This is a genomic window from Pontibacter brevis (assembly GCF_054779655.1).
The window spans coordinates 69,718-88,979 of record NZ_BAAGXV010000090.1 but is presented as its reverse complement, the minus strand read 5'-3'; the positions used below and the strand labels follow the sequence as shown (position 1 = coordinate 88,979).

Sequence of the window (19,262 nt, the reverse complement as noted above, 5' to 3'; positions counted from 1 at the left end):
ATGAAAAATCTATTCAGACCTTACCTGACTGCTTTTATGATGGGTTCTTTGCTGTTTGCTTCTGCCTCTTGCGGTGGCAATGAGCCAGAGCCAACAAACGATGAAGAACTGATCACCACTGTTACCATAACACTTGTGCCTGAAGGCAAATCGCAAAGTGTGACTGCTATTTTCAGTGATCCAGATGGCCCGGGTGGGAATAACCCTACTATCCAGACACTGAACCTGGAGCCCAACACAGTATACAATGCCACTCTTACCTTCTCTGACGAGAGTAAGACGCCACCGGTGGATATCACAGAGGAAATAGAGGAGGAAGGTGATGAACATGAGATATTCTATCAGGCCTTGAATGGCCTGAATATAACTTCTGTTCAGAAAACAGATATGGACGCCAATAACCATCCGATTGGGTTGGAAGCCACTATTACGACTGGCGCAGCAAGTTCAGGTGTACTCCGTATCACTTTAAAACATCAGCCCGGCCTGAAAGGAAACACCAGCAACATTGCATTGGGTGAAACTGATGTGGAAGCTGACTTCCCAACGGTAATTCAGGAATAACCGAGCGTAAATGAAATGAAAAAGGAGGTGTCTTGAGCTGGCACCTCCTTTTTTTGTCTTCATTTTCTACGCCAGCAGCTCTATTGCTTTATTGATGCGCTTAACTCTAGTTTCGGGCCTCTTCGCCTCCAGCACAGCCATTACATATTCTTTGCGGTGCGTAAACGCCAGCTGGTTGAATTGCTCCAGCAAGCCTGCCTCCTCCAGCGCCTGCTGCATGTCTTCGGGTACGGTGACTGTTTTTGTTTTCCTGTCTATGCCTGGCATATCCACTCCAAAAGTAGAGGCTTCTTTACGCTCTGACTGGTGCCTGAACCGCAGCGCCGACCACGTTTCGTCTATGGCAATCTGCCTTACACCTGAGTAGCCCAGGGCCAATATAGTTTCCCATCCGTTGTCACGATTCAAGTTTGTTTTTATGCCCGATGTTTTCTTCGGGTAAGCAATCCAAAGCAATGCTCCCGGTTTCAATACGGCAATAGCCTGTGGCCTAAACTTCTCCAATTCCTCCTTACTTTGCACAAACAACTGCACCGCGTCGTAAGTACCCACTGCAGGAGTCTCATCGGCACGTTAAAAATATATCCTTCCGCTGACAAGGTTTGCGCAAATGCTTCCGGAGCGTTCAGGAGCAACAGGTTGTGGCCGGGCTTTAACTGTAATTTCTTAGTTAAATCTTTCATATAGAGAAGTTTTAGATGCCACAACGGTACTTGTGCAGCCGAAGCCCGTAGTGTAGCAACGGTAAAGGCTGCACAGGGTTATGCAATAGTTTTATTTGACCAGCTCTTTTTGAAGCAGTTCCCGCAGCTCGTCTGCTGTAGGATTGAGGGCAACAATGACCCCTTTCTTATTAACAAGCACAGTGCCACCGCCACCAGCATAGTCGTACTTCTGCCAAATGCCATTCTGGTCATTCAAATCAATTAAGTTTAGCCAAGGGTACTTATCTCTTTCCATAGCTTTTTTAAACTTATCCGTATTTTTGAACTCTCTGGCGATGCCAATGACGGAGAATCCTTTGTCTTTGAACTCTTCATAAACAGGAATCATATTCCTGCTGATTTTGATGCAGCTTCCACACCAGGAGCCCCAGAAATCAAGGAGCACATAATCATCCTTAATCACCTTGGAAAGCTTCACTACTTTCCCTTCCAAAGTAGGGGCAGAGAAGTCAAAGTATTTGCCCCCAACCTGTAGGCGCTCACGGCTTTCCATCTTATTGCGCACCAGTTCGGTATAAGGGTGCTTTGGAAACAGCTTTGAAAAAACAGAGGCTCTTTGTGTAGCTAATACTTTAGAATAGTTTCGATTCATCAGAAAGTCTGCCGTGAACATGTAATAGCTAACTAATGTAGGATTAGAATCAAGGTAATTATTCTTCCAATCACCCTGCTTTTTATAGAACTTTTTCATCTCCATTCTAATGGAATCAGCTTCAGGACTTTCACCTTCCCCCTCTTCGTACAGTGCTCTTAATTGTTTCATTAAAGGCTCTATGTAAGGAGTAACTTCTTTCTCAAGATGGGTATTGTAGCTCTGCCAGTAGTCCTGTAACTGCTTGTTTAATTTACCACCTTCTATTTTATTATTATCTCCCTCCATCATAGGGTAAAGCGTGAAGAGGACTTCTCCATTCTCGGGAAAAAACTCGATGCGGCGCCACGTACCTTTTTCAAGCTCATCTTCAAAAATCAATTGATAGACTTCAGGTACAGTGGCAGTGAATGTGTACTCGAAAACGTTGTTCACGATAGGAATCACCACATGCTTAGAACGTGCATCATCTGTCCCTTTGTGCAGGAGTATGTTCTTACTGTCACTATTAATGATTGTTCCTTTAATAGTGCAGGTAATTGGCTTGGCATGAACTGTAGTTAGTACAGACACAAATATTAACAGGAGTAGGGCTTTAAGCTTTTGATTCATAATTCCATATGTTGAGGTGGACAAATTGATTTTTTACATCCTGACTAAAGCCTCCTTCAAAGGAAGAGGAACAATGGCTTTGTATTACATTGCCTTTCAATAAGGGCAATGCAATATCCTCTGTTAGTTTCTCAACTTAAAAAAGTAGTATAAAAAGCTGCTCCAATGGAGCTGAATATAACTATTTCCTCCTTATATACAACTATACAACTCGAAAGCTTAAGAGATGAGGGGATTTTCTTCATATAGGGAATTTTGCATAAACTACTGTGTATACAGGGCTATTCAGTTTAGCCGCCCAACGGGTGTTGTATAAACGTAGCCGGGCTATCGAATATACTATATTTAATCATGATGATGTAGTTCTTCCGGCTTTATATCGTTAGCTACCACTGCTTTGCTATTTTCGCTACAAAAGCTATCTTACAAGATAGAAAAGCGACTATATCTATGGCTGAAGTAAAAGCTTCCTCTGAGAAGAGTGTCCTCTTTAATGCCTCTGTCATCGTGGCGGCACTGGGTTATTTTGTAGACATCTACGACCTGGTGCTTTTTAGCATTGTCCGGATCCCAAGCCTGAGAGATTTGGGTGTTACTAGCCAGGAGGCACTGCTGGAGGATGGTGTGATGCTGCTGAACATGCAGATGGTGGGCATGCTGATTGGTGGTGTGGCTTGGGGTGTCTTAGGAGATAAGCGTGGGAGACTGTCAGTACTGTTCGGGTCTATCTTTCTCTATTCAGTAGCGAACATCCTCAACGGGTTCGTGAGCAACATCCCTATGTATGCTTTCCTGCGCTTTGTAGCAGGGCTGGGACTGGCAGGGGAGTTGGGGGCCGGAATCACGCTTGTGAGTGAGGTGCTGCCGAAGGAGAAGCGGGGCTATGGCACTATGATCGTGGCGACCATTGGTATATCCGGTGCCATATTAGCCGGTTTTGTGGGGGAGTATTTTGGCTGGCGCACCGCCTACTTTATTGGCGGCGGCTTGGGCCTGCTGCTGCTTTTCCTGCGGATTGGCGTGTACGAGTCGGGGATGTTCAAGAATGTGAAAAGTGCTGCTCATGTTACACGTGGAAACTTCCTCAGCCTTTTCTCTAATGCCAGGCGTTTCTGGAAGTATCTCAAGTGTATCCTGATTGGTGTGCCTATCTGGTATGTAGTAGGTATCCTGATTACTTTCTCCCCGGAGTTTGGAATAGTACTGGGTATAGAAGAAACGGTATCGGCGGCCCGGGCTGTTTCCTCCTGCTATCTTGGCCTTGTGGTCGGGGATTTTCTCAGCGGTTACTTAAGCCAGCGCTTTAAAAGCAGGCGAAGTATTGTGCTTGTCTTTTTGCTGCTTACGGCTGTTCTTATAACGGTCTATTTACTCAGCAGTGGATTGTCTATAAACCACTTCTATTTGCTGTGCGCGGCTCTTGGTCTTGCCAGTGGCTATTGGGCTGTGTTTGTTACCATCGCGGCAGAGCAATTTGGTACTAACATCAGGGCTACCGTTACTACCACCGTGCCTAACTTTGTGCGTGGTGCCGTAGTGCCGCTCTCCTTGTCTTTCGAGGCACTAAAAGACGGGTGGGGGCTGATACCAACAGCGATGGTATTGGGTGCTATAACCCTGGCTATTGCAGTGGCCTCCATTCTAACTTTGGAAGAAACTTACTCTAAAGATTTGGATTACCTGGAGCCTGTAACCTAGCAATGCAGCACCAAAAATAAATTTTAAAGGAGAGTTTAAATTTAAGTAGTTAATAATCTGTGCTTTAATAGTTGCTGTAACGGAAGCAGGAGGTTAAGCAGAAACAATTTTTTTGTGGAAGAAGTAATATTATATATAAGGAATCTAATATATATAAGCCTTCTATGAGTAAGATTTCTGCCTCCGAAAAATCTGATTTAACCCTGATAGCAGCTTTGTTCTTCCTGCTGCTTCTTTACATCGCCCATAATGCATATGTAGGGAAAGAAGTGCCGGCGCAGCCGCAGGGCGGCACAAAAGCTGTGATAGCAGCAGAAAGCCCTTGTTTAACACAGTTCTGAATTTCGCTGTTGATGAGGCTTGGTTTCCAGCCAGCTATAGGCCAGGCACAACAAATACTGCGCAACGACCACCTGCATCGGGGCAAATTGCGTAATTTTGTATATGATCTTGTACAACATAACAGTAAACATAGAAAACAGTGTGGCCCAAGAATGGCTACAGTGGATGAAAGAGGTGCATATACCGGAGGTAATGAGCAAGGGTTATTTCCTGAACAACCAGGTTGCCCGGCTGATAAACGAGATAGATAACGGCGGCACAACATATGCTGTGCAGTACTACTGCCGCAATATGGAAGACTTGGAAGAGTACCAGCGCGACCATGCCCCGGCGCTTGATAACAAGCACCTGGAGCGCTACGAAGGCAAATTTGTTGTTTTCAGCTCTATGCTGGAGGTAATAGGCACCGATGTAGAGCGCACGCAGCAGTAGTAACAACTGAATTAGTTATGAAAAAAGGCCGTGATACAGTTTTTATTTGCTGTACCACGGCCTTTCTCTTTGCCTATAGGCAGGCTTACCCTTCAAATTCCTGGATCTGCTTTTCGGTAAGGGTGCAGTTAATCCATTCAGCATCCAGTTCGGCGCCTATGTTTTTGTAGAAAGCAATAGCGGGCTCATTCCACTCCAGCACCTGCCACCTGAAGCGTTTGGCTCCTAAGTCTTTTGCTTCCTGTGCCACCGCCTTAAAGAGCTTCCGGCCTATACCGGCACGACGCATTTTTTCCGTCACTACCAGGTCTTCTAAGTAAATTGTCCTCCCTTTCCAGGTAGAATAAGCGATATAATACAAAGCAATGCCCACAATGCCCTCTGCCGACTCAGCCACAAAAAGCTTGTAGATCGGGTTCTCGCCAAACCCATCCCGCTCCATGTCTTCCAGTGTATTGGTTACCTCCAGCGGGGCGCGTTCAAACTCTGCCAGCTCCACAATCAGGGCGTGCACCTGTGGCAAATCATCGATGTTACCTTTTCTTATTTCTACTTCCATTCTAATTGGTGATTGTTATTTGTTGATTGTTAGTAGTTATGTGGTTAAACCTGTGAACTGTTTTCCACCCTCCTCACTTTCTAACTCTTAAAATTTCTGACTTTTTAACTCCAGATCGACCTTGCCTGCACCAGTTCTTTGCCTGTTTCCTGGCTGCTGAGTTTGTGCAGGTATACGTCATTTTCTTCAGCCGGCGCTACGGCTGATATAACGGTGTCTCCTAAAACAGCCTCGGCCCGGAAAACAATGTCTATCTCCCGTAGCTGCTTTTGCTCCAGTAGCTCTGTTGGGAGCGTGTCCAGGGCCCACTGTAGGTATCTGGTGTTCGTAACGTGGCGGTTCAGGTCAATGTCGTGCCAGCGGACAGGTATTTGTTCCTCATACGTAGCCTCCAGTAGTTGCGGTAGCTTGCCCTTTGCAAAGGGCAAAGGCTCCTGCGTTGGCACTACCTCCAGTGCGGTGATAAATTCAGGTAAAGACACCAGCTGGCGCTTTGCCATATCCATGACCAGCCACACACTTGTCGCCTGGCCCAGCAGCTCCTGGTCAGCGCTGTAAATACGGAAGTCGCGGTGCATAAAAATGCGCTCCCGCCCGGAGGCCCATGTCTGTACGGTTATTTTCTCGCTGTGCTTTGGGTAGCGGAACATTTCCACGCGCAGGCGCTGCAATATCCAGGTCATATTTTGCTCCAGCAGGTCGTACATAGAAATGCCGAGGGTAACGGTATTATCCCAGGCTGCTTCGTGCATGTAACTGATAAGAGCTGGTAAGGTAGCCTGCCCCCGGTAATCTATCTCGTTGGAGCGGATGGCGAATGCGCTCGTGCCTCCTGTTGCTTTCATAGTTTAAGGTTAGTGGCTCGCAAAGGTAAACAAAAAAGCCGCCCCCCTGAAACAGGAAGCGCGGCTAGAGTATGAATGTGTCTTATATCGGGCTACTGAACCTCATACGGATCAATACCCATGTTTTTGTAGATAAAGGCATAGGTGTCGGCGTACTCCTGAATAACCAGCGACGTTGGCTTGCCTGCACCATGGCCTGCACGTACATCCACGCGAATCAGGTAAGGGTTGCCTGGTGCACCTTTTGCCTGTAGCTCAGAGATAAACTTAAAGGAGTGTGCAGGTACTACACGATCATCATGATCGGCGGTTTTTACCAGTGTAGCCGGGTATTTTACGCCTTCCTTGATATTGTGCAGCGGCGAGAACGCGTATAGGTTCTGGAACTGAGCCGCATCGTCAGAAGAGCCGTACTCCGGTACCCATGCCCAGCCTATCGTGAACTTATGGAAGCGCAGCATGTCCATCACACCCACGGCAGGTATGGCCACTTTGGCCAGTTCCGGGCGCTGCGTCATAAAGGCGCCTACCAGCAAACCTCCATTTGAGCCACCTGCTACTGCAAGCCTTTCGGAGGAAGTATAGCCCTGGTCAATCAGGTATTCTGCAGCCGCGATAAAGTCATTGAATACGTTTTGCTTGTTCGGCGTCATGCCCGCTTTGTGCCAGGCCTCGCCATATTCACCGCCACCGCGCAGGTTCGGCATGGCGTAAACGCCACCGTTCTCCAGCCACAGCATGTTAGCAATGCTAAAGCCCGGGGTCATAGAGACGTTGAAGCCGCCATAAGCATACAGGTAGGTCGGGTTCTGGCCATTCAGTTCCAGTCCTTTCTTGTGCACAATAAACATTGGCACTTTAGTCCCGTCCTTAGAAGTATAGAATACCTGCTTTGTTTCGTAGGCGTCGGTGTTCACGTTCACTTCGGTTTTGCGGAAGAGCGTTACCTTGTTGGCCAGCACATCATAGCGGTAAATGGTGGGTGGAGAAGTGAAGGAGGTGAAGGTGAAGAACACTTCTGTATCCTCTTTCTCGCCGTTGAAACCACCTACAGTTCCGATACCCGGCAGCTCCACGTCGTTCACCTTCTTTCCAGTGTTGTCATATACCACCACCTGGCTGGTTGCGTCTTTCATGTAAGTCACAATAACGCGGCCTCCTACCATAGACACACCCGTAATTACGTTCTCGTTTTCGGGTACTACTGTTTTCCAGTTTTGCTCCTGTGGCTTTTTTGGGTCGATGAGCACGAGGCGGTAGCGCGGGGCGTTCTTGTTCGTCATCACCAGCAGCTTATCGCCCATGTTGTCTACCACATTGTACTCCGACTCGAAGTTCTCCACAATAGGCTTGATACTTGACTTCGGGTTCGTCAGGTCTTTATAATATAACGCATTGGCACCGCTGGCCCCTTCTGATACGTTCAGTATAAGGAAGCGCTCATCATCAGTGGTCTGCCCGTAGAAGTTGCGCAGCGCATGCTGCTTGTCTTCGTAAATCAGCTGGTCCTGGCTCTGTGGCGTGCCTACCTTGTGGTAGTATACTTTATGGTACTCGTTCTTATTCGCCAGCTTGTTGCCTTCTGTCGGGGCATCGTAACGACTGTAGAAAAAGCCGTCTTTATACCAACTCGGTCCGGAGAACTTCACCCAATCTAGCTGGTCGTCCAGCTTCTTACCGGTGGCAGCCTCCATTACATGGTAGGTGTTCCAGTCTGATCCGCCGCTGGAGGTGCCGTAGGCTACATAGCGGCCATCCTCAGAAAAAGCCAGCGCCGTAAGCGCCACTGTGCCGTCTTCTGAAAGCTTGTTCGGGTCGAAGAATACTCTTGGTTCTGCCTCCAGTGTTTCCTGCACATACAGCACACTTTGGTTTTGCAGGCCGTTGTTTTTATAGAAGTAGTACTTGCCGTTTTCCTTGAAAGGAGCACCATACTTCGGGTAGTTCCAGATCTCCGTCAGGCGGGACTTTATCTTGTCCCGGAAAGTAATATCCCCCAGGTACTCCTGCGTTACCTCGTTCTGTTTTTCTATCCACTCATCTACCTCCTCGTTGTGCGTCTCCAGCCAGCGGTAAGGGTCTGCTACCTTAGTTCCGAAGTAATCGTCGGCGTGGTCAACTTTTTTGGTGTCAGGGTAATCTAATGCTGTAGCAGCCGAAGCGGTGGTAGCAGCGGCCGTGGTGGTGTTTTCTGATGTCATGCCAGTAGCGGTTGTATCGGTTTGCGTTGACTTACATGCCGAGACGGCCGTGAAGCCGCCAGCCAGCAACAATACTGTTGTTTTCTTCATAAAGGCTACGCCTGTTAATTTGTTTAAGGTATAGTTAAAGTGAATCGGGCAATATACGCATTTTTTGATGGACTTACCTGTAACAGCACGTCGTGCAGCTGTTGTTCCGGGCATCTGCAAGCCAAGGGTTTAGCAGCAATCTTTCTAGTCCTAGGTTAGTACAAGCTATGTTTATAGTCGTTACTTTTGCCAGCTTTTTTGCGCAGGCGGTAGCCAAAATGCACCAGGGCAAGTATAACAGACACATAACAAGGCACGAAAGCATATGATTGAAGAGCTGGAAAACGAAAAACTGCTTCAGAAGTTTGAGCAGATAGCCGACAGGCTGTCGGAGAAGGGCTATGCCATTGTAGATAATTTCTTGGAGGCGCAGGAGGTGCGAAACCTGCTGGAGGTGCTGACACATCACCAGGAGCAGGGCACGTTTAAGAAAGCGGGTATCGGGGCCTCGGACCAGTTTCAGGTAGACAAAGAGGTGCGCGGCGATTATATCCGCTGGATTGAACCACAAAATGCGCTGCCTCCTACACAGGTGTTCCTGGACCGCATGGATGAAGTGATGCGCTACATTAACCGCACCTGCTACCTTGGCCTGAAAGATTATGAGTTTCATTTTACGGTATATCCTCCGGGCACCGTATACCAGCGCCACATTGACCAGTTTAAGACCAACGATCACCGGAAGCTGTCTTTTATCTGCTACCTGAACGAAGACTGGCTACCGGAGCATGGCGGTAACCTGCGCCTGTACCTGCCAAAGGAGAACGGGGAAGAGGAAGAAGTCGATATTCTGCCGATAGCCGGCCGTCTGGCCTGCTTCCGAGCCGACCTTATTCCGCATGAGGTACTGGTAGCCACCCGCCACCGCTACAGCCTCACCGGCTGGATGCTGGACCAGTTGAAGGAGCTGACTTTCTTGTAGGAAAGCTCCTGCAGTGTACCAACAAAGGTTATTCTTTTTTAATCTCTTAGGTGGTGAGGCTTTTTAATGATTATGTGCTTGCAGGAAATGTGTTACTTATTGTTGTAAATAACGCTCTTGCTTTCAAGAGTAAATCGGTGTTCCAGCCAGCTATTTACTCTTCTGACTATTGGCTTCTCAAAGTATAAATAACTGATGCTGCTGCATAATAGCGTAATCAAGAAAATAAAAGAGACCAGCAAAAGTGCATTGTCAGTAATATTGAGTTGATGGTTAGCTCCTGATATGTACCGAATCAACATCCAATGAAATAGATAAAAGCCAAAACTAATATTGCCTAAGAAGACGGCTGATTTGCTTGTAAGAATATTACTTACCAGTCCTTTCTGAAAATAAATTACCGAAATGACCAATACTGCTGGAGGCCAGTAATACACTGAGTAACAATACACATTAGCCACCTTATGGTGTAGAACTAAGAAAGTAACAAATACACCTATCGTACAGCATTCTAAGAGAGTGCCAACAGGAGTTGTTACTTTAAGCTTTAGATCTTTTAGAATGGCATATAAAGCTATACCAATTGCAAAGTCCAGTAGCCTCGTGAACGGGTTTGTATAAAAGGTGTAGTGGCTAAGGGTTATTGCATCTGCAGATGCCAGGCCCACAAACAGACCAGCACACAATAATGTTAATCCTCCAAAATAAAGCTTTCTTGATGAAGAGACAATATGTGCCAGTAACGGGAACATAACATAAAAGAACATTACAGCTGAAATACTCCAAGCAGGAGCATTAAAGTAAGTCTCTATTTGTGGGTAAAAGCTCTGTAGCAACAGTATATTTATGGAGAGGTTCTTTAAGAAAGTCCCAACGATAACCTCCTCCCCATTCGAACTCATACTATAAAAGTAGTAAGGTAAGTACAGCAAAAGCGTAATGAGGTGGAGCGGATAAATTCTGGTAATTCGCTTGATCAAAAATTCTTTCCACGAAATAGCTCCCGAAAGCAGGCTGCCACTGTAAGCTTTTGCTAAAATAAATCCACTAAGAATAAAAAAAAGCTTACTCCAGCTCTTCCGTCTACAAATGTTTGTTCAACGGGCCAGTTCAAGGATGGATAGCTTCGTAATATAAAAGCTGAATGGCTAATAAAAACTACAATAGCAAAGAAAAATCGAAGCGACGTGAGGGGCTTAATCATTTGTATATAACAATATTCGGGAGGTTATAGTCAACCATAATCATTGCCCAAAATTAATCTCGGTACTGTCGCCGATGTTAAGGCTGTGGCTGAAGCCTTTGAAAGAGGCATCGCTGCCGATGATGGAATCCTGCATCACGGCAAAGCGCAGCTCAGAAAAAGAGCCGATAATAGAGTTGCTTAGGATGCAGTTTTCAATGGTCGCATTGTCGCCGATGGCCACGTTGGGCCCGATAATGGAATTATAAATGGCGCAATCGCTGCCGATGCTGACAGGCGGAATGATAATACAACTCGGATAGTTCTCGCTGAGGTTCTGGTGGCGGAATTTCTGGCGGTTCAGTAAGGTGGCGTTTGCCTCCAGCAAGGTTTCTTTGCGGCCACAGTCAAACCAGTGGTCTACGCTCCACGTCACCATTTTCTCCCCCTTCTTCACCATGTGCATCAGCGCATCTGTGAGCTGGTACTCTTCCTGTGTGCGGATATCTTCTTTAATGATGTACTCCAGTGAATCTACCAGTTTCTGCGGCTGCACAATTTTATAAAGCCCGACCAGGGCAAAATTGGACTTCGGGATTTTAGGCTTTTCTACCAGTTTGGTGATAAACTCATCTGTTCCCACCTCTGTCACACCGAACAGAGAGGGCTTGGCAACTTTTTTTACTCCTAAAACAGAATATGGTGCCTTTATGATGGCCTGCAGATCGACGTCTACAATGGCATCGCCCAGTATTATCAGCACGCTCTCTTCCTGCGCATAGGTGTGGCGGGCAACCCACAGGGCATGGCCCAGCCCCTCCCGCGGCTCCTGTACCACAAACTCCACATATATCTGCGGATACTTGCGGCGCACGTAGTGTTCTACTTTCTCACCTAAGTAGCCAATCACGAAAACAAAGTCCTGTATGCCCGCCTCCAGGAGTTTCTCTATAATGTGCCCCAGGATGGTATTATCCGCCACAGGCACCAGCGATTTTGGCTGGGTGTGCGTGTGTGGTCTGAGTCTTGAGCCTACGCCTGCTACCGGGATAATTGCTTTCATATAGAATACGTTTCCTGCAATATATTAAAATATACCTGTCATTTCAACGGGTGCAGTTACATCGGGTTCCCTGATTTTTTAAGATTAAAGCTTACATAAGGTACATTGCGGAGTAAGGTGCAGGTAAGAAGCCAACACCCCTGTTATTCCCGCACAGTTTCATCCCCCCTCTGGCAGTTGCCAATACGGGTGGAACAGCAGGTTTATCCGTAAAAGGTTATATGTTATTTTCTTCATGTTTTACTGCCCTGCTTAACACAGCTTTCGTAAATTCGTACTCATATCGCCTGCAATGGCTACACGTAACGTATATAAAAGCTTACTAACACCCACTTATGAAAAAACTGTTTTTTTACCTGATCGGATTTGTAATACTCGCCTCCCAATCTTCCTGTGGTTATAACACCATGGTGCAGAAAGACGAGACGGTAGAGGCGCAATGGGCAAACGTGCAGAATGCATACCAGCGCCGCGCCGACCTTGTGCCTAACCTTGTAAACACTGTGAAAGGAGCCGCTGACTTTGAAAGAGGCACACTGACGGATGTGATTGAAGCCCGTGCCAAGGCCACCAGCGTGAACATCAGCCCGGATAACCTGACACCGGAAAACATACAGCGCTTTCAGCAGGCACAGGGCGAGTTGAGCGGGGCGCTCAGCAGGCTGCTGGTGTCTGTAGAGCGTTATCCGGAACTGCGGGCTAATCAGAACTTCCTGGAGCTGCAGGCACAGCTGGAAGGCACTGAAAACCGCATCTCGGTGGAGCGGCGCAAGTTTAATGAGGCCGTACAGGATTATAACACCACCGTCCGCTCTTTCCCGAACAACCTGATGGCTGGCATGTTTGGCTTTGAGAGAAAAGGACACTTTGAAGCAGACCCTGGCGCCCAGCGAGCTCCTACTGTACAGTTTTAAATTGTTGGTTGCCAGTGATGGTTCTAACACGCCCAATCACTGGCAATCAAGCTATCAAAATTCTGACCTATGCCAAGAGACACTATAACCCCAGCTGACGAGAAAAAGATAATAGCTGCCATACAGGAAGCCGAAAGCAACACCTCGGGAGAGATACGGGTGCATGTAGAAAGTAACTGCGAAGGCGATGTGCTGGATCGGGCTACAGAAGTTTTTGCCGAGCTGCACATGCACCTGACAAAGCAACGAAACGGGGTGCTGTTTTATGTGGCCCTCGAAGACCATCAGTTTGCCGTTCTGGGCGATGCCGGTATCAATGCCATTGTACCGGATCATTTCTGGGAAGACATCACTGCTGAGGTTATCAGGCACTTTAAACAAAAAGAATATGCGGAGGGGCTGGCAAAAGGTATTCTGATGGCTGGCCAGCAACTGAAAGCGCACTTCCCTTACGAAACTAAGGGCGACATCAACGAACTGAGCGACGATGTCTCGTTCGGAGACTAACCATACTTATGAAGCACACCTTACTCCTATTCTTTGTTTTACTGAGCTTTGCCGCCTTTGCTCAAAACAGTGATTTCCCTCCACGTCCTAGCCCACCCCGCCTGGTGAATGACATGGCAGACATGCTGAGTGCCGAAGAAGAGCAGGCCCTGGAACGGAAACTGGTGAACTACAACGACACCACCTCCACCCAAATCGCCATCGTTACCCTTGCATCCATCGGGGGCTACGATGCTAACCAATACGCTGCTGAATTAGGCGAGCGCTGGGGTGTAGGCACCGGCCAGAACGACAATGGTCTGGTGATACTGGTGGCCAAAAATGAGCGTAAGGTGGCAATTCAGACCGGGTACGGGATGGAGGAATATGTGCCGGATGCTATTGCCAAGCGCATCACAGAGCGTACCTTAAAGCCCAATTTCCAGCAAGGGGCATATTATAAAGGGCTTGACGAAGCAACGAGTCTTATCATCGGGCTGGCCAGCGGGGCTTACCAGGGAGACCCTACGGCTAACCGCGGTGAGCAGGAAGGCGGTCCATCGCTCGGCTTTATCATTATCCTTGTCATTATCGTTGTCTTCATTCTTTCCAGAATGGGAGGCGGGCGTGGCGGCCGTGGCGGCGGGAGAAGATACTCCCGTACCTTTGGCGGCCCGATTATTGTGCCTGGCGGCTTTGGTACCTTCCGCTCTGGTGGTGGCATGTTTGGCGGAGGAGGCGGTGGTGGCGGCTTCGGCGGCTTCGGAGGTGGCTCCTTTGGCGGTGGCGGTGCCAGCAGCAGCTGGTAACTTAAGAAGTAAACTGAGCTGCTTGAAGTGGGAGGCAAGAATAGAAGCAGAAAACGGCTGTTGCTACTTATTTGTTTTAGTAGAGCCCTCTTGCGTTCGACACCATTACATATAGTATACTAACAACGGCTACCCCCGCACCAAAGCCACCTGCCACTTTGCCTATTTTGCGCCGGTGGGCCTGCTCTTCATATGAGTTCCGGTAAACAGGATCTTTCAGCAGGTGGCGGTTTGGATTATAGCCGGATTCCACATTGGGCCGCACTGTAGAAATAACCGTGCCTGTGGCAAAGCCAGCCAAGGGGTTGAATATAGTAGAGCCCATCGTGGTCCAGAAAACGCCCTTCCCTTTATAATACGCTTTTGCATCCAGCCTTGCCTGCAGTATAAGCTCTTGCCTTTCTTGTAAGTCAAGCGCTTCCTGCTCAAAACTGACTTCAGGGGCGCTTGTAGGGTTAGAAGCATTCATTCGCTTTACATGCGCTACCTCCTGCCGGGGCAACGTGTAAACTGGCCCACTGGTATCGTTAAAAAAGCGGTATACAACTGTATCAGCGCCTATATGCACTACTTTGCCTATAATTTCGCCACCGCTTTTCGTTAAAATAAGGTCTTGGGCGAGTACTGCGGTGCACAGCAGGTAGGCTGGCAATAAGAGCAAAGCTTTAAGTAATCTTGTCATAAATGAAAGAAGTTTTACGCGGATCAACCATTTCTACCGCCGCTGCACTTTTACGAACACTGTTGCATTTAGATATATTAATTAATTGCTATTTGTGTTTTTGTTTTATAAGAGTTAAAAAAATCGCTGATTAATTATAGCTCAAAGCATAATTGATAGGGTTTATAAATAATTTTTTCCTTTTTTGCCGTTATAGGAACTTAGTGGCCTCGGGGCTTCTTTTAGAGGCAGAAGAAAGAAGTATGAAAGTATTCAGGGATAGCACCAAAACAAAGGTAATATTAGGCTTTGGCTTGGCTTTGAGCATTGTGCTTGCTGCCATTAACCTTACCTATACCAGCTTTACAAAATTACTTAACTCCGTGGAGGTGCTTTCCAGGCCAAACAATAAGCTGGCGGAGATGCAGTATACGCTGGCTACTATCTCCACAGCAGAAAGCTCCATCAGGGCCTACACCTTAACAACTAAAGAGGAGCATTTTAAAGCTTACCTCAGCCACCTCGACACAATCCGGAGCCAGATTGACTCGCTGCACTATCTGATGCGGCACAACCCGGAAGAACTGGCGCAGGTAGATTCCATTGCTTCCCTGTTAGAGGCAAAACGGGAAAGCCTGGAGCGGTATGTTGCCCTGAAAAAAGAACAGCAAAGCCTCGACTACTCTGTAAAAGCGATGCGGCAGATAGCCTCCACTGTAGAGGAACAACCGCTCGCCACTACCATCAAACAACATACCACCACCACCATATCCGACAGGCTTTCCAATATAGAGGAAGTAACTCTTCCGGTTCAGCCAGATGAAGAAGAGCCGAAGGAAGAGAAGCGCGGTTTCCTGAACAAGATATTCTCTAAAAAAGAGAAAGAGGAGCCCAAGCCAGCGCCGCCGCCAAAAGTAATTGTGCCGCAGCTTAACGTTACCCAGGAGATAAAGATAGATACCAACGCCACCGCCACACCGGTAGCGCCACTGGCCAAGGTGCGTCGTATCCTGCACAACGTGCAGCGGGAGTCGGATCAAAAAAGGGAGCTGCTGCAGGCAAAAGAGCTGGCGTTGCTGCAACAGGACAAGCATATCATGGACCAGGTGCGCAGCATGATGTACAAGCTGGAGCACAATGAGCAGGAGCGGATGCTGCAGAACTCGCGGCAGGCCAGAGCAGTGGCTAAACAGACCTCTATGGTGCTGTTGCTGATAGGTATTTTTGGTCTTGTGGCTGGTGTTGCCTTTATCGTCCTCATTCTCCGCGACCTCACGCGCAGCAACAACTATAAAACCAAACTAATTAAAGCGCAGAAAGAAGCTTTGCAGCTTGCCCGGGCAAAAGAAGCTTTTGTTGCGAATATGAGCCACGAGATGCGTACGCCGCTCAATGTTATACTGGGCTTTTCGCAGCAACTGCGCCACACGCCACTGCTGCCACAGCAGGAGGAACACCTGCAGGCTGTGAACGGGGCGGGAGAGCACCTGCTGCATATTGTAAACGATGTGCTGGACCTGTCTAAAATTGAGGCAGGAAAACTGCACATTAACCACACGGTGTTCAGCCTGAAGCAACTTTTAAAGGAGGTAGAGCAGGCATTTGCCCTGAAGGCTTCCGGCAAGAGGGTGCATTTTCTGTTCAGTACTGATGAGACAATACCAGACACCCTGCAGGGCGATGCCCTGCGCCTGAAGCAGGTGCTTTTCAATCTTGTGGACAATGCCATCAAGTTCACACATCATGGGCAGGTGGTTGTAAGTACAAGGCTCAAGAGCATGCGCCGCACCCGGGTGGTGCTAAGCCTGGCAGTGGCTGATACAGGTATAGGTATTGCGGAGGAACGGATACAGCATGTGTTTGGAGAGTTTAACCAGGCTGACAGCTCCATCCTGCGCAAGTATGGTGGCACAGGGCTGGGGCTTTCCATCAGCAAGAAGCTGGTCGACATGCTGGGTGGTACACTTTCAGTACACAGCACGAGCGGTAAAGGCACAACTTTTACTTTAGTGCTGCCACTGCAGGTGAGCAAAGTTGCCTTGCCTGTGGCTCCTGCCAGTGTTGTGGCACAGCCTGCCACCTTCCAGGGGCTCAGGGCGCTCGTGATTGATGATGATGCCTATAGCCGCAAATTGTGTGAACTCATCTTAAACAGATGGGGCATGCAGGTGCACCTGGCAAATGATGGGCAGGAGGCCATGGAGCAGGTGCTCCAGCATAAGTTTAATGTGGTGCTGACGGATATTCAACTGCCGGGTGTGAGCGGGAAAACAGTAGCCCGTAACATTCGCAAGCATGATAAGGAAGTGCCTATTTTAGCGCTTACCGCTAACATCCTGAGCAATGATGAGGGCTTCTTTGATAATTCAGCTATCACAGGGCATCTTCTGAAGCCATTTACAGAACAGGAGTTGCATCAGAAGCTGAGCAAGGCCCTGCCACTGCCGCCCGAGGTTCCGGCGCCGGTGCTTACGGAGGAAGCTGTGCCGCAGCAGCCTGTTGGCCAGTTGTACGATTTGAGTGAGATGCGCCAGTTTACCGGACCCGACAACGAAACCCTGGCCGCTGTACTGGAGGTGTTGCTGGCAGATCAGCGGCAGAATCTGGAGGATTTAACTGCCGCCGCTGCCGGGGAGCAGTGGGAAAAAGCAGCCAATGTAGCCCATAAAATGCTGACTGCCTTTAAACACCTGAAGGCACATACCGTAACAGCAGACCTGCTGAAACTAGAGCAGGTATTACATACCGGCACAAAGGACAGCAGTAGTTTACAGGGAACAGTGGCGAAGGTACAACAGCATGTACCTCTGGTGTTAGTAGCACTGCAGCTGGAGGCTGAAAGTCTTCAGGTTGATACACCGCAGCCTGTTTAACTAAGCATCTATATTATATAGTTTCAGCTTGTTATAGAGTGTCTTGCGGTCGATGTTCAGTAAGCGCGCGGCTTTGGACTTGTTGTATTTTACCCGCTCCAGCATCTGCAGGATCATTTCCTTTTCGTTGCGCTCATTTATGCTTTTCAGGTCTGTTTCAGGGGCAACTGTAGGTGTGCTCTCCTGCACAGCCGGTGCAGGGGCTTCGGCTGCAGGCGTTTCGCTCAGAATCTCAGCAGGCAGCTCCTGTAAAGTTATGATCTGCCCTTTTGCCAGCAGCACAGCCCGCTTCACTACATTTTTCAGTTCGCGCAGGTTGCCCGGCCAGCTGTAGGCCTCAAAAGCTTCTGCCGCTGCTGTGTCGAGGCCAGCCACATTTTTCTCCATCTCCTGGTTTGCCTGCTGTATAAAGTAGTTTGCAAATAAGAGTACGTCCCCATCCCGCTCGCGCAGTGGCGGTACATTAATTTTAAACTCGTTCAGGCGGTGGTACAAGTCTTCCCGGAACTGCCCGTTCGCTACAGCTTGCTGCAAATCCTCGTTTGTGGCGGCCAATACCCGCACGTCCACATCCAGGTCGGTTGTGCTGCCAATTTTGCGGACTTTGCGCTCCTGCAGGGCACGCAGCAGCTTTACCTGTATCTCATACGGCAGGTTGCCAATCTCATCAAGAAAAATGGTGCCGCCTTCGGCTGCTTCAAACTGCCCCTGCGTATCCTTCATGGCTCCTGTAAAGGCTCCCTTTACATAGCCGAACAACTCGCTTCCTGCTAGCTCTTTAGACAGTGCGCCGCAGTCAATGGCCACAAAAGGCATGTGCTGCCGCTTGCTGCGCGCATGAATCATGCGGGCTACGTATTCCTTGCCGGTGCCACTTTCACCTTCTATTATCACCGACAAAACAGTAGGAGCAACCAGAGAAATGAACTCTTCTATCTGGGCTGCCTGAGGACTTTTTCCCTGTACAAACTGCTGGCTGCCTGCCACTGTAGCAGGCTCTGTTTCAGCATGGGCTTCCGCTTTTTTATGCAGGGCATTCTGTATAACCAGCAGCGTTTCGTCAGGGTTGATGGGTTTTGTAATATATTCAAAAGCCCCCATCTTTATGGCCCTGACAGCCGTCCGGATATCAGCATAGTGCGTCATCAGGATAACGGGAACGTTCTCGGCAAGTATCTTTATTTGAGGCAGCAGTTCCAGGCCGTCTTTGTCGGGTAGCCTGAAGTCTGTCAGCACTAGGTTAAAAGATGTAGACCTGAGCAAACGTAGTCCGTCGTTGGCCGTGAACGCAGTTTCCACCTCATACTGCTGCCTTTTCAGGAAAGCCTTGAGCATGAGGCAAAAAGCCGGGTCATCATCAATAAGTAATATTTTTGGCATAGATATGTACAACAGTCTTGCAGCTGTTTTTGTAAAGCTGCAATTTGGCACTTAAGTAACGACAAAGTTAAGCTGATTGTTCTATTCTTGCTTTTACTTATTGCTATCTGTTGTTAAGATTTGCTTTTGTGCTATGCCAGACGCTCTTTGGTAGCTAAAATAATATATAAAGATCTTTAAAAAAGGAAAGCCTCCGTTCATGCGGAGGCTTTCACCTGGATTTAGGCTGAACTCACTAAAATGGGTTTATTCTAATAGTGTTACAACATCTCTTTCAAGAGCTGTACATCCTGTATCGGTGTGGTTCCAAA

Annotated in this window: 18 protein-coding genes; 9 read left to right on the top strand and 9 right to left on the bottom strand. The window is 48.2% G+C overall.

Annotated elements, in window-relative coordinates; genetic code table 11:
• Nucleotides 1–564, top strand: a complete 564-nt coding sequence (locus ACYVB1_RS21255; protein WP_460925831.1) for a hypothetical protein — start codon at nt 1–3, stop codon at nt 562–564.
• A gap of 66 nt (nt 565–630) precedes the next feature.
• Here the strand turns inward: ACYVB1_RS21255 and ACYVB1_RS21250 are convergent, their stop codons facing one another.
• The gene (locus ACYVB1_RS21250) at nt 631–1,116 is read right to left on the bottom strand and encodes a YdeI/OmpD-associated family protein (protein WP_460925830.1); all 486 of its coding nucleotides are present in this window, start codon (nt 1,114–1,116) and stop codon (nt 631–633) included.
• A 222-nt stretch (nt 1,117–1,338) separates the two neighbouring features.
• Nucleotides 1,339–2,493 carry a redoxin domain-containing protein gene (locus ACYVB1_RS21245; protein ID WP_460925829.1) on the bottom strand — a complete coding sequence of 385 codons (1,155 nt, stop codon included), beginning with the start codon at nt 2,491–2,493 and terminating at the stop codon, nt 1,339–1,341.
• Between the two features lie 450 nt (nt 2,494–2,943).
• Between ACYVB1_RS21245 and ACYVB1_RS21240 the strand changes: the two genes are divergently transcribed.
• From ACYVB1_RS21240 to ACYVB1_RS21230, 3 genes are all read left to right on the top strand, one after another.
• Complete coding sequence (locus ACYVB1_RS21240) at nt 2,944–4,191, top strand: MFS transporter (RefSeq protein ID WP_460925828.1); 1,248 nt, start codon at nt 2,944–2,946, stop codon at nt 4,189–4,191.
• Between the two features lie 164 nt (nt 4,192–4,355).
• Nucleotides 4,356–4,532 (top strand): hypothetical protein, encoded by a 177-nt coding sequence (locus ACYVB1_RS21235; protein ID WP_460925827.1) that lies wholly within the window; start codon nt 4,356–4,358, stop codon nt 4,530–4,532.
• A gap of 103 nt (nt 4,533–4,635) precedes the next feature.
• Nucleotides 4,636–4,965, top strand: a complete 330-nt coding sequence (locus tag ACYVB1_RS21230) for a DUF4286 family protein (protein WP_460925826.1) — start codon at nt 4,636–4,638, stop codon at nt 4,963–4,965.
• An 85-nt stretch (nt 4,966–5,050) separates the two neighbouring features.
• On the opposite strand, the gene ACYVB1_RS21225 is transcribed toward ACYVB1_RS21230, so the two are convergent.
• The 3 genes from ACYVB1_RS21225 to ACYVB1_RS21215 form a co-directional block, all read right to left on the bottom strand.
• Entirely contained in the window at nt 5,051–5,524 is a 474-nt protein-coding gene (locus ACYVB1_RS21225; RefSeq protein WP_460925825.1) for a GNAT family N-acetyltransferase, read from the bottom strand.
• Nucleotides 5,525–5,628: 104 nt separating this feature from the next.
• On the bottom strand, nt 5,629–6,369 hold the full coding sequence (locus tag ACYVB1_RS21220) for an acyl-[acyl-carrier-protein] thioesterase (protein ID WP_460925824.1): 741 nt from the start codon (nt 6,367–6,369) through the stop codon (nt 5,629–5,631).
• Nucleotides 6,370–6,461: 92 nt separating this feature from the next.
• The gene (locus ACYVB1_RS21215; RefSeq protein ID WP_460925823.1) at nt 6,462–8,660 is read right to left on the bottom strand and encodes a prolyl oligopeptidase family serine peptidase; all 2,199 of its coding nucleotides are present in this window, start codon (nt 8,658–8,660) and stop codon (nt 6,462–6,464) included.
• A gap of 265 nt (nt 8,661–8,925) precedes the next feature.
• On the opposite strand from ACYVB1_RS21215, the gene ACYVB1_RS21210 reads away from it, so the two are divergent.
• Complete coding sequence (locus tag ACYVB1_RS21210) at nt 8,926–9,582, top strand: 2OG-Fe(II) oxygenase (protein ID WP_460925822.1); 657 nt, start codon at nt 8,926–8,928, stop codon at nt 9,580–9,582.
• Between the two features lie 92 nt (nt 9,583–9,674).
• On the opposite strand, the gene ACYVB1_RS21205 is transcribed toward ACYVB1_RS21210, so the two are convergent.
• On the bottom strand, nt 9,675–10,637 hold the full coding sequence (locus tag ACYVB1_RS21205) for an acyltransferase family protein (protein WP_460926075.1): 963 nt from the start codon (nt 10,635–10,637) through the stop codon (nt 9,675–9,677).
• 189 nt (nt 10,638–10,826) lie between these two features.
• Nucleotides 10,827–11,828, bottom strand: a complete 1,002-nt coding sequence (locus ACYVB1_RS21200) for a sugar phosphate nucleotidyltransferase (RefSeq protein ID WP_460925821.1) — start codon at nt 11,826–11,828, stop codon at nt 10,827–10,829.
• 335 nt (nt 11,829–12,163) lie between these two features.
• Here ACYVB1_RS21200 and ACYVB1_RS21195 point away from each other — a divergent pair, with 335 nt between their 5' ends.
• The 3 genes from ACYVB1_RS21195 to ACYVB1_RS21185 all read left to right on the top strand — a co-directional run bounded on the left by ACYVB1_RS21195 (nt 12,164) and on the right by ACYVB1_RS21185 (nt 14,037).
• The gene (locus ACYVB1_RS21195; protein WP_460925820.1) at nt 12,164–12,742 is read left to right on the top strand and encodes a LemA family protein; all 579 of its coding nucleotides are present in this window, start codon (nt 12,164–12,166) and stop codon (nt 12,740–12,742) included.
• Between the two features lie 69 nt (nt 12,743–12,811).
• A complete protein-coding gene (locus ACYVB1_RS21190) occupies nt 12,812–13,249 on the top strand; it encodes a TPM domain-containing protein (RefSeq protein WP_460925819.1) in 438 nt (145 codons plus the stop codon).
• Between the two features lie 8 nt (nt 13,250–13,257).
• Complete coding sequence (locus tag ACYVB1_RS21185) at nt 13,258–14,037, top strand: TPM domain-containing protein (protein ID WP_460925817.1); 780 nt, start codon at nt 13,258–13,260, stop codon at nt 14,035–14,037.
• A gap of 76 nt (nt 14,038–14,113) precedes the next feature.
• On the opposite strand, the gene ACYVB1_RS21180 is transcribed toward ACYVB1_RS21185, so the two are convergent.
• Nucleotides 14,114–14,719: a hypothetical protein gene (locus ACYVB1_RS21180; RefSeq protein WP_460925816.1), complete on the bottom strand. Its 606-nt coding sequence runs from the start codon at nt 14,717–14,719 to the stop codon at nt 14,114–14,116.
• Nucleotides 14,720–14,961: 242 nt separating this feature from the next.
• Here ACYVB1_RS21180 and ACYVB1_RS21175 point away from each other — a divergent pair, with 242 nt between their 5' ends.
• The gene (locus ACYVB1_RS21175) at nt 14,962–17,571 is read left to right on the top strand and encodes an ATP-binding protein (protein WP_460925815.1); all 2,610 of its coding nucleotides are present in this window, start codon (nt 14,962–14,964) and stop codon (nt 17,569–17,571) included.
• On the opposite strand, the gene ACYVB1_RS21170 is transcribed toward ACYVB1_RS21175, so the two are convergent.
• On the bottom strand, nt 17,572–18,951 hold the full coding sequence (locus ACYVB1_RS21170; RefSeq protein WP_460925814.1) for a sigma-54-dependent transcriptional regulator: 1,380 nt from the start codon (nt 18,949–18,951) through the stop codon (nt 17,572–17,574).
• Between the last annotated feature and the right edge of the window lie 311 nt (nt 18,952–19,262).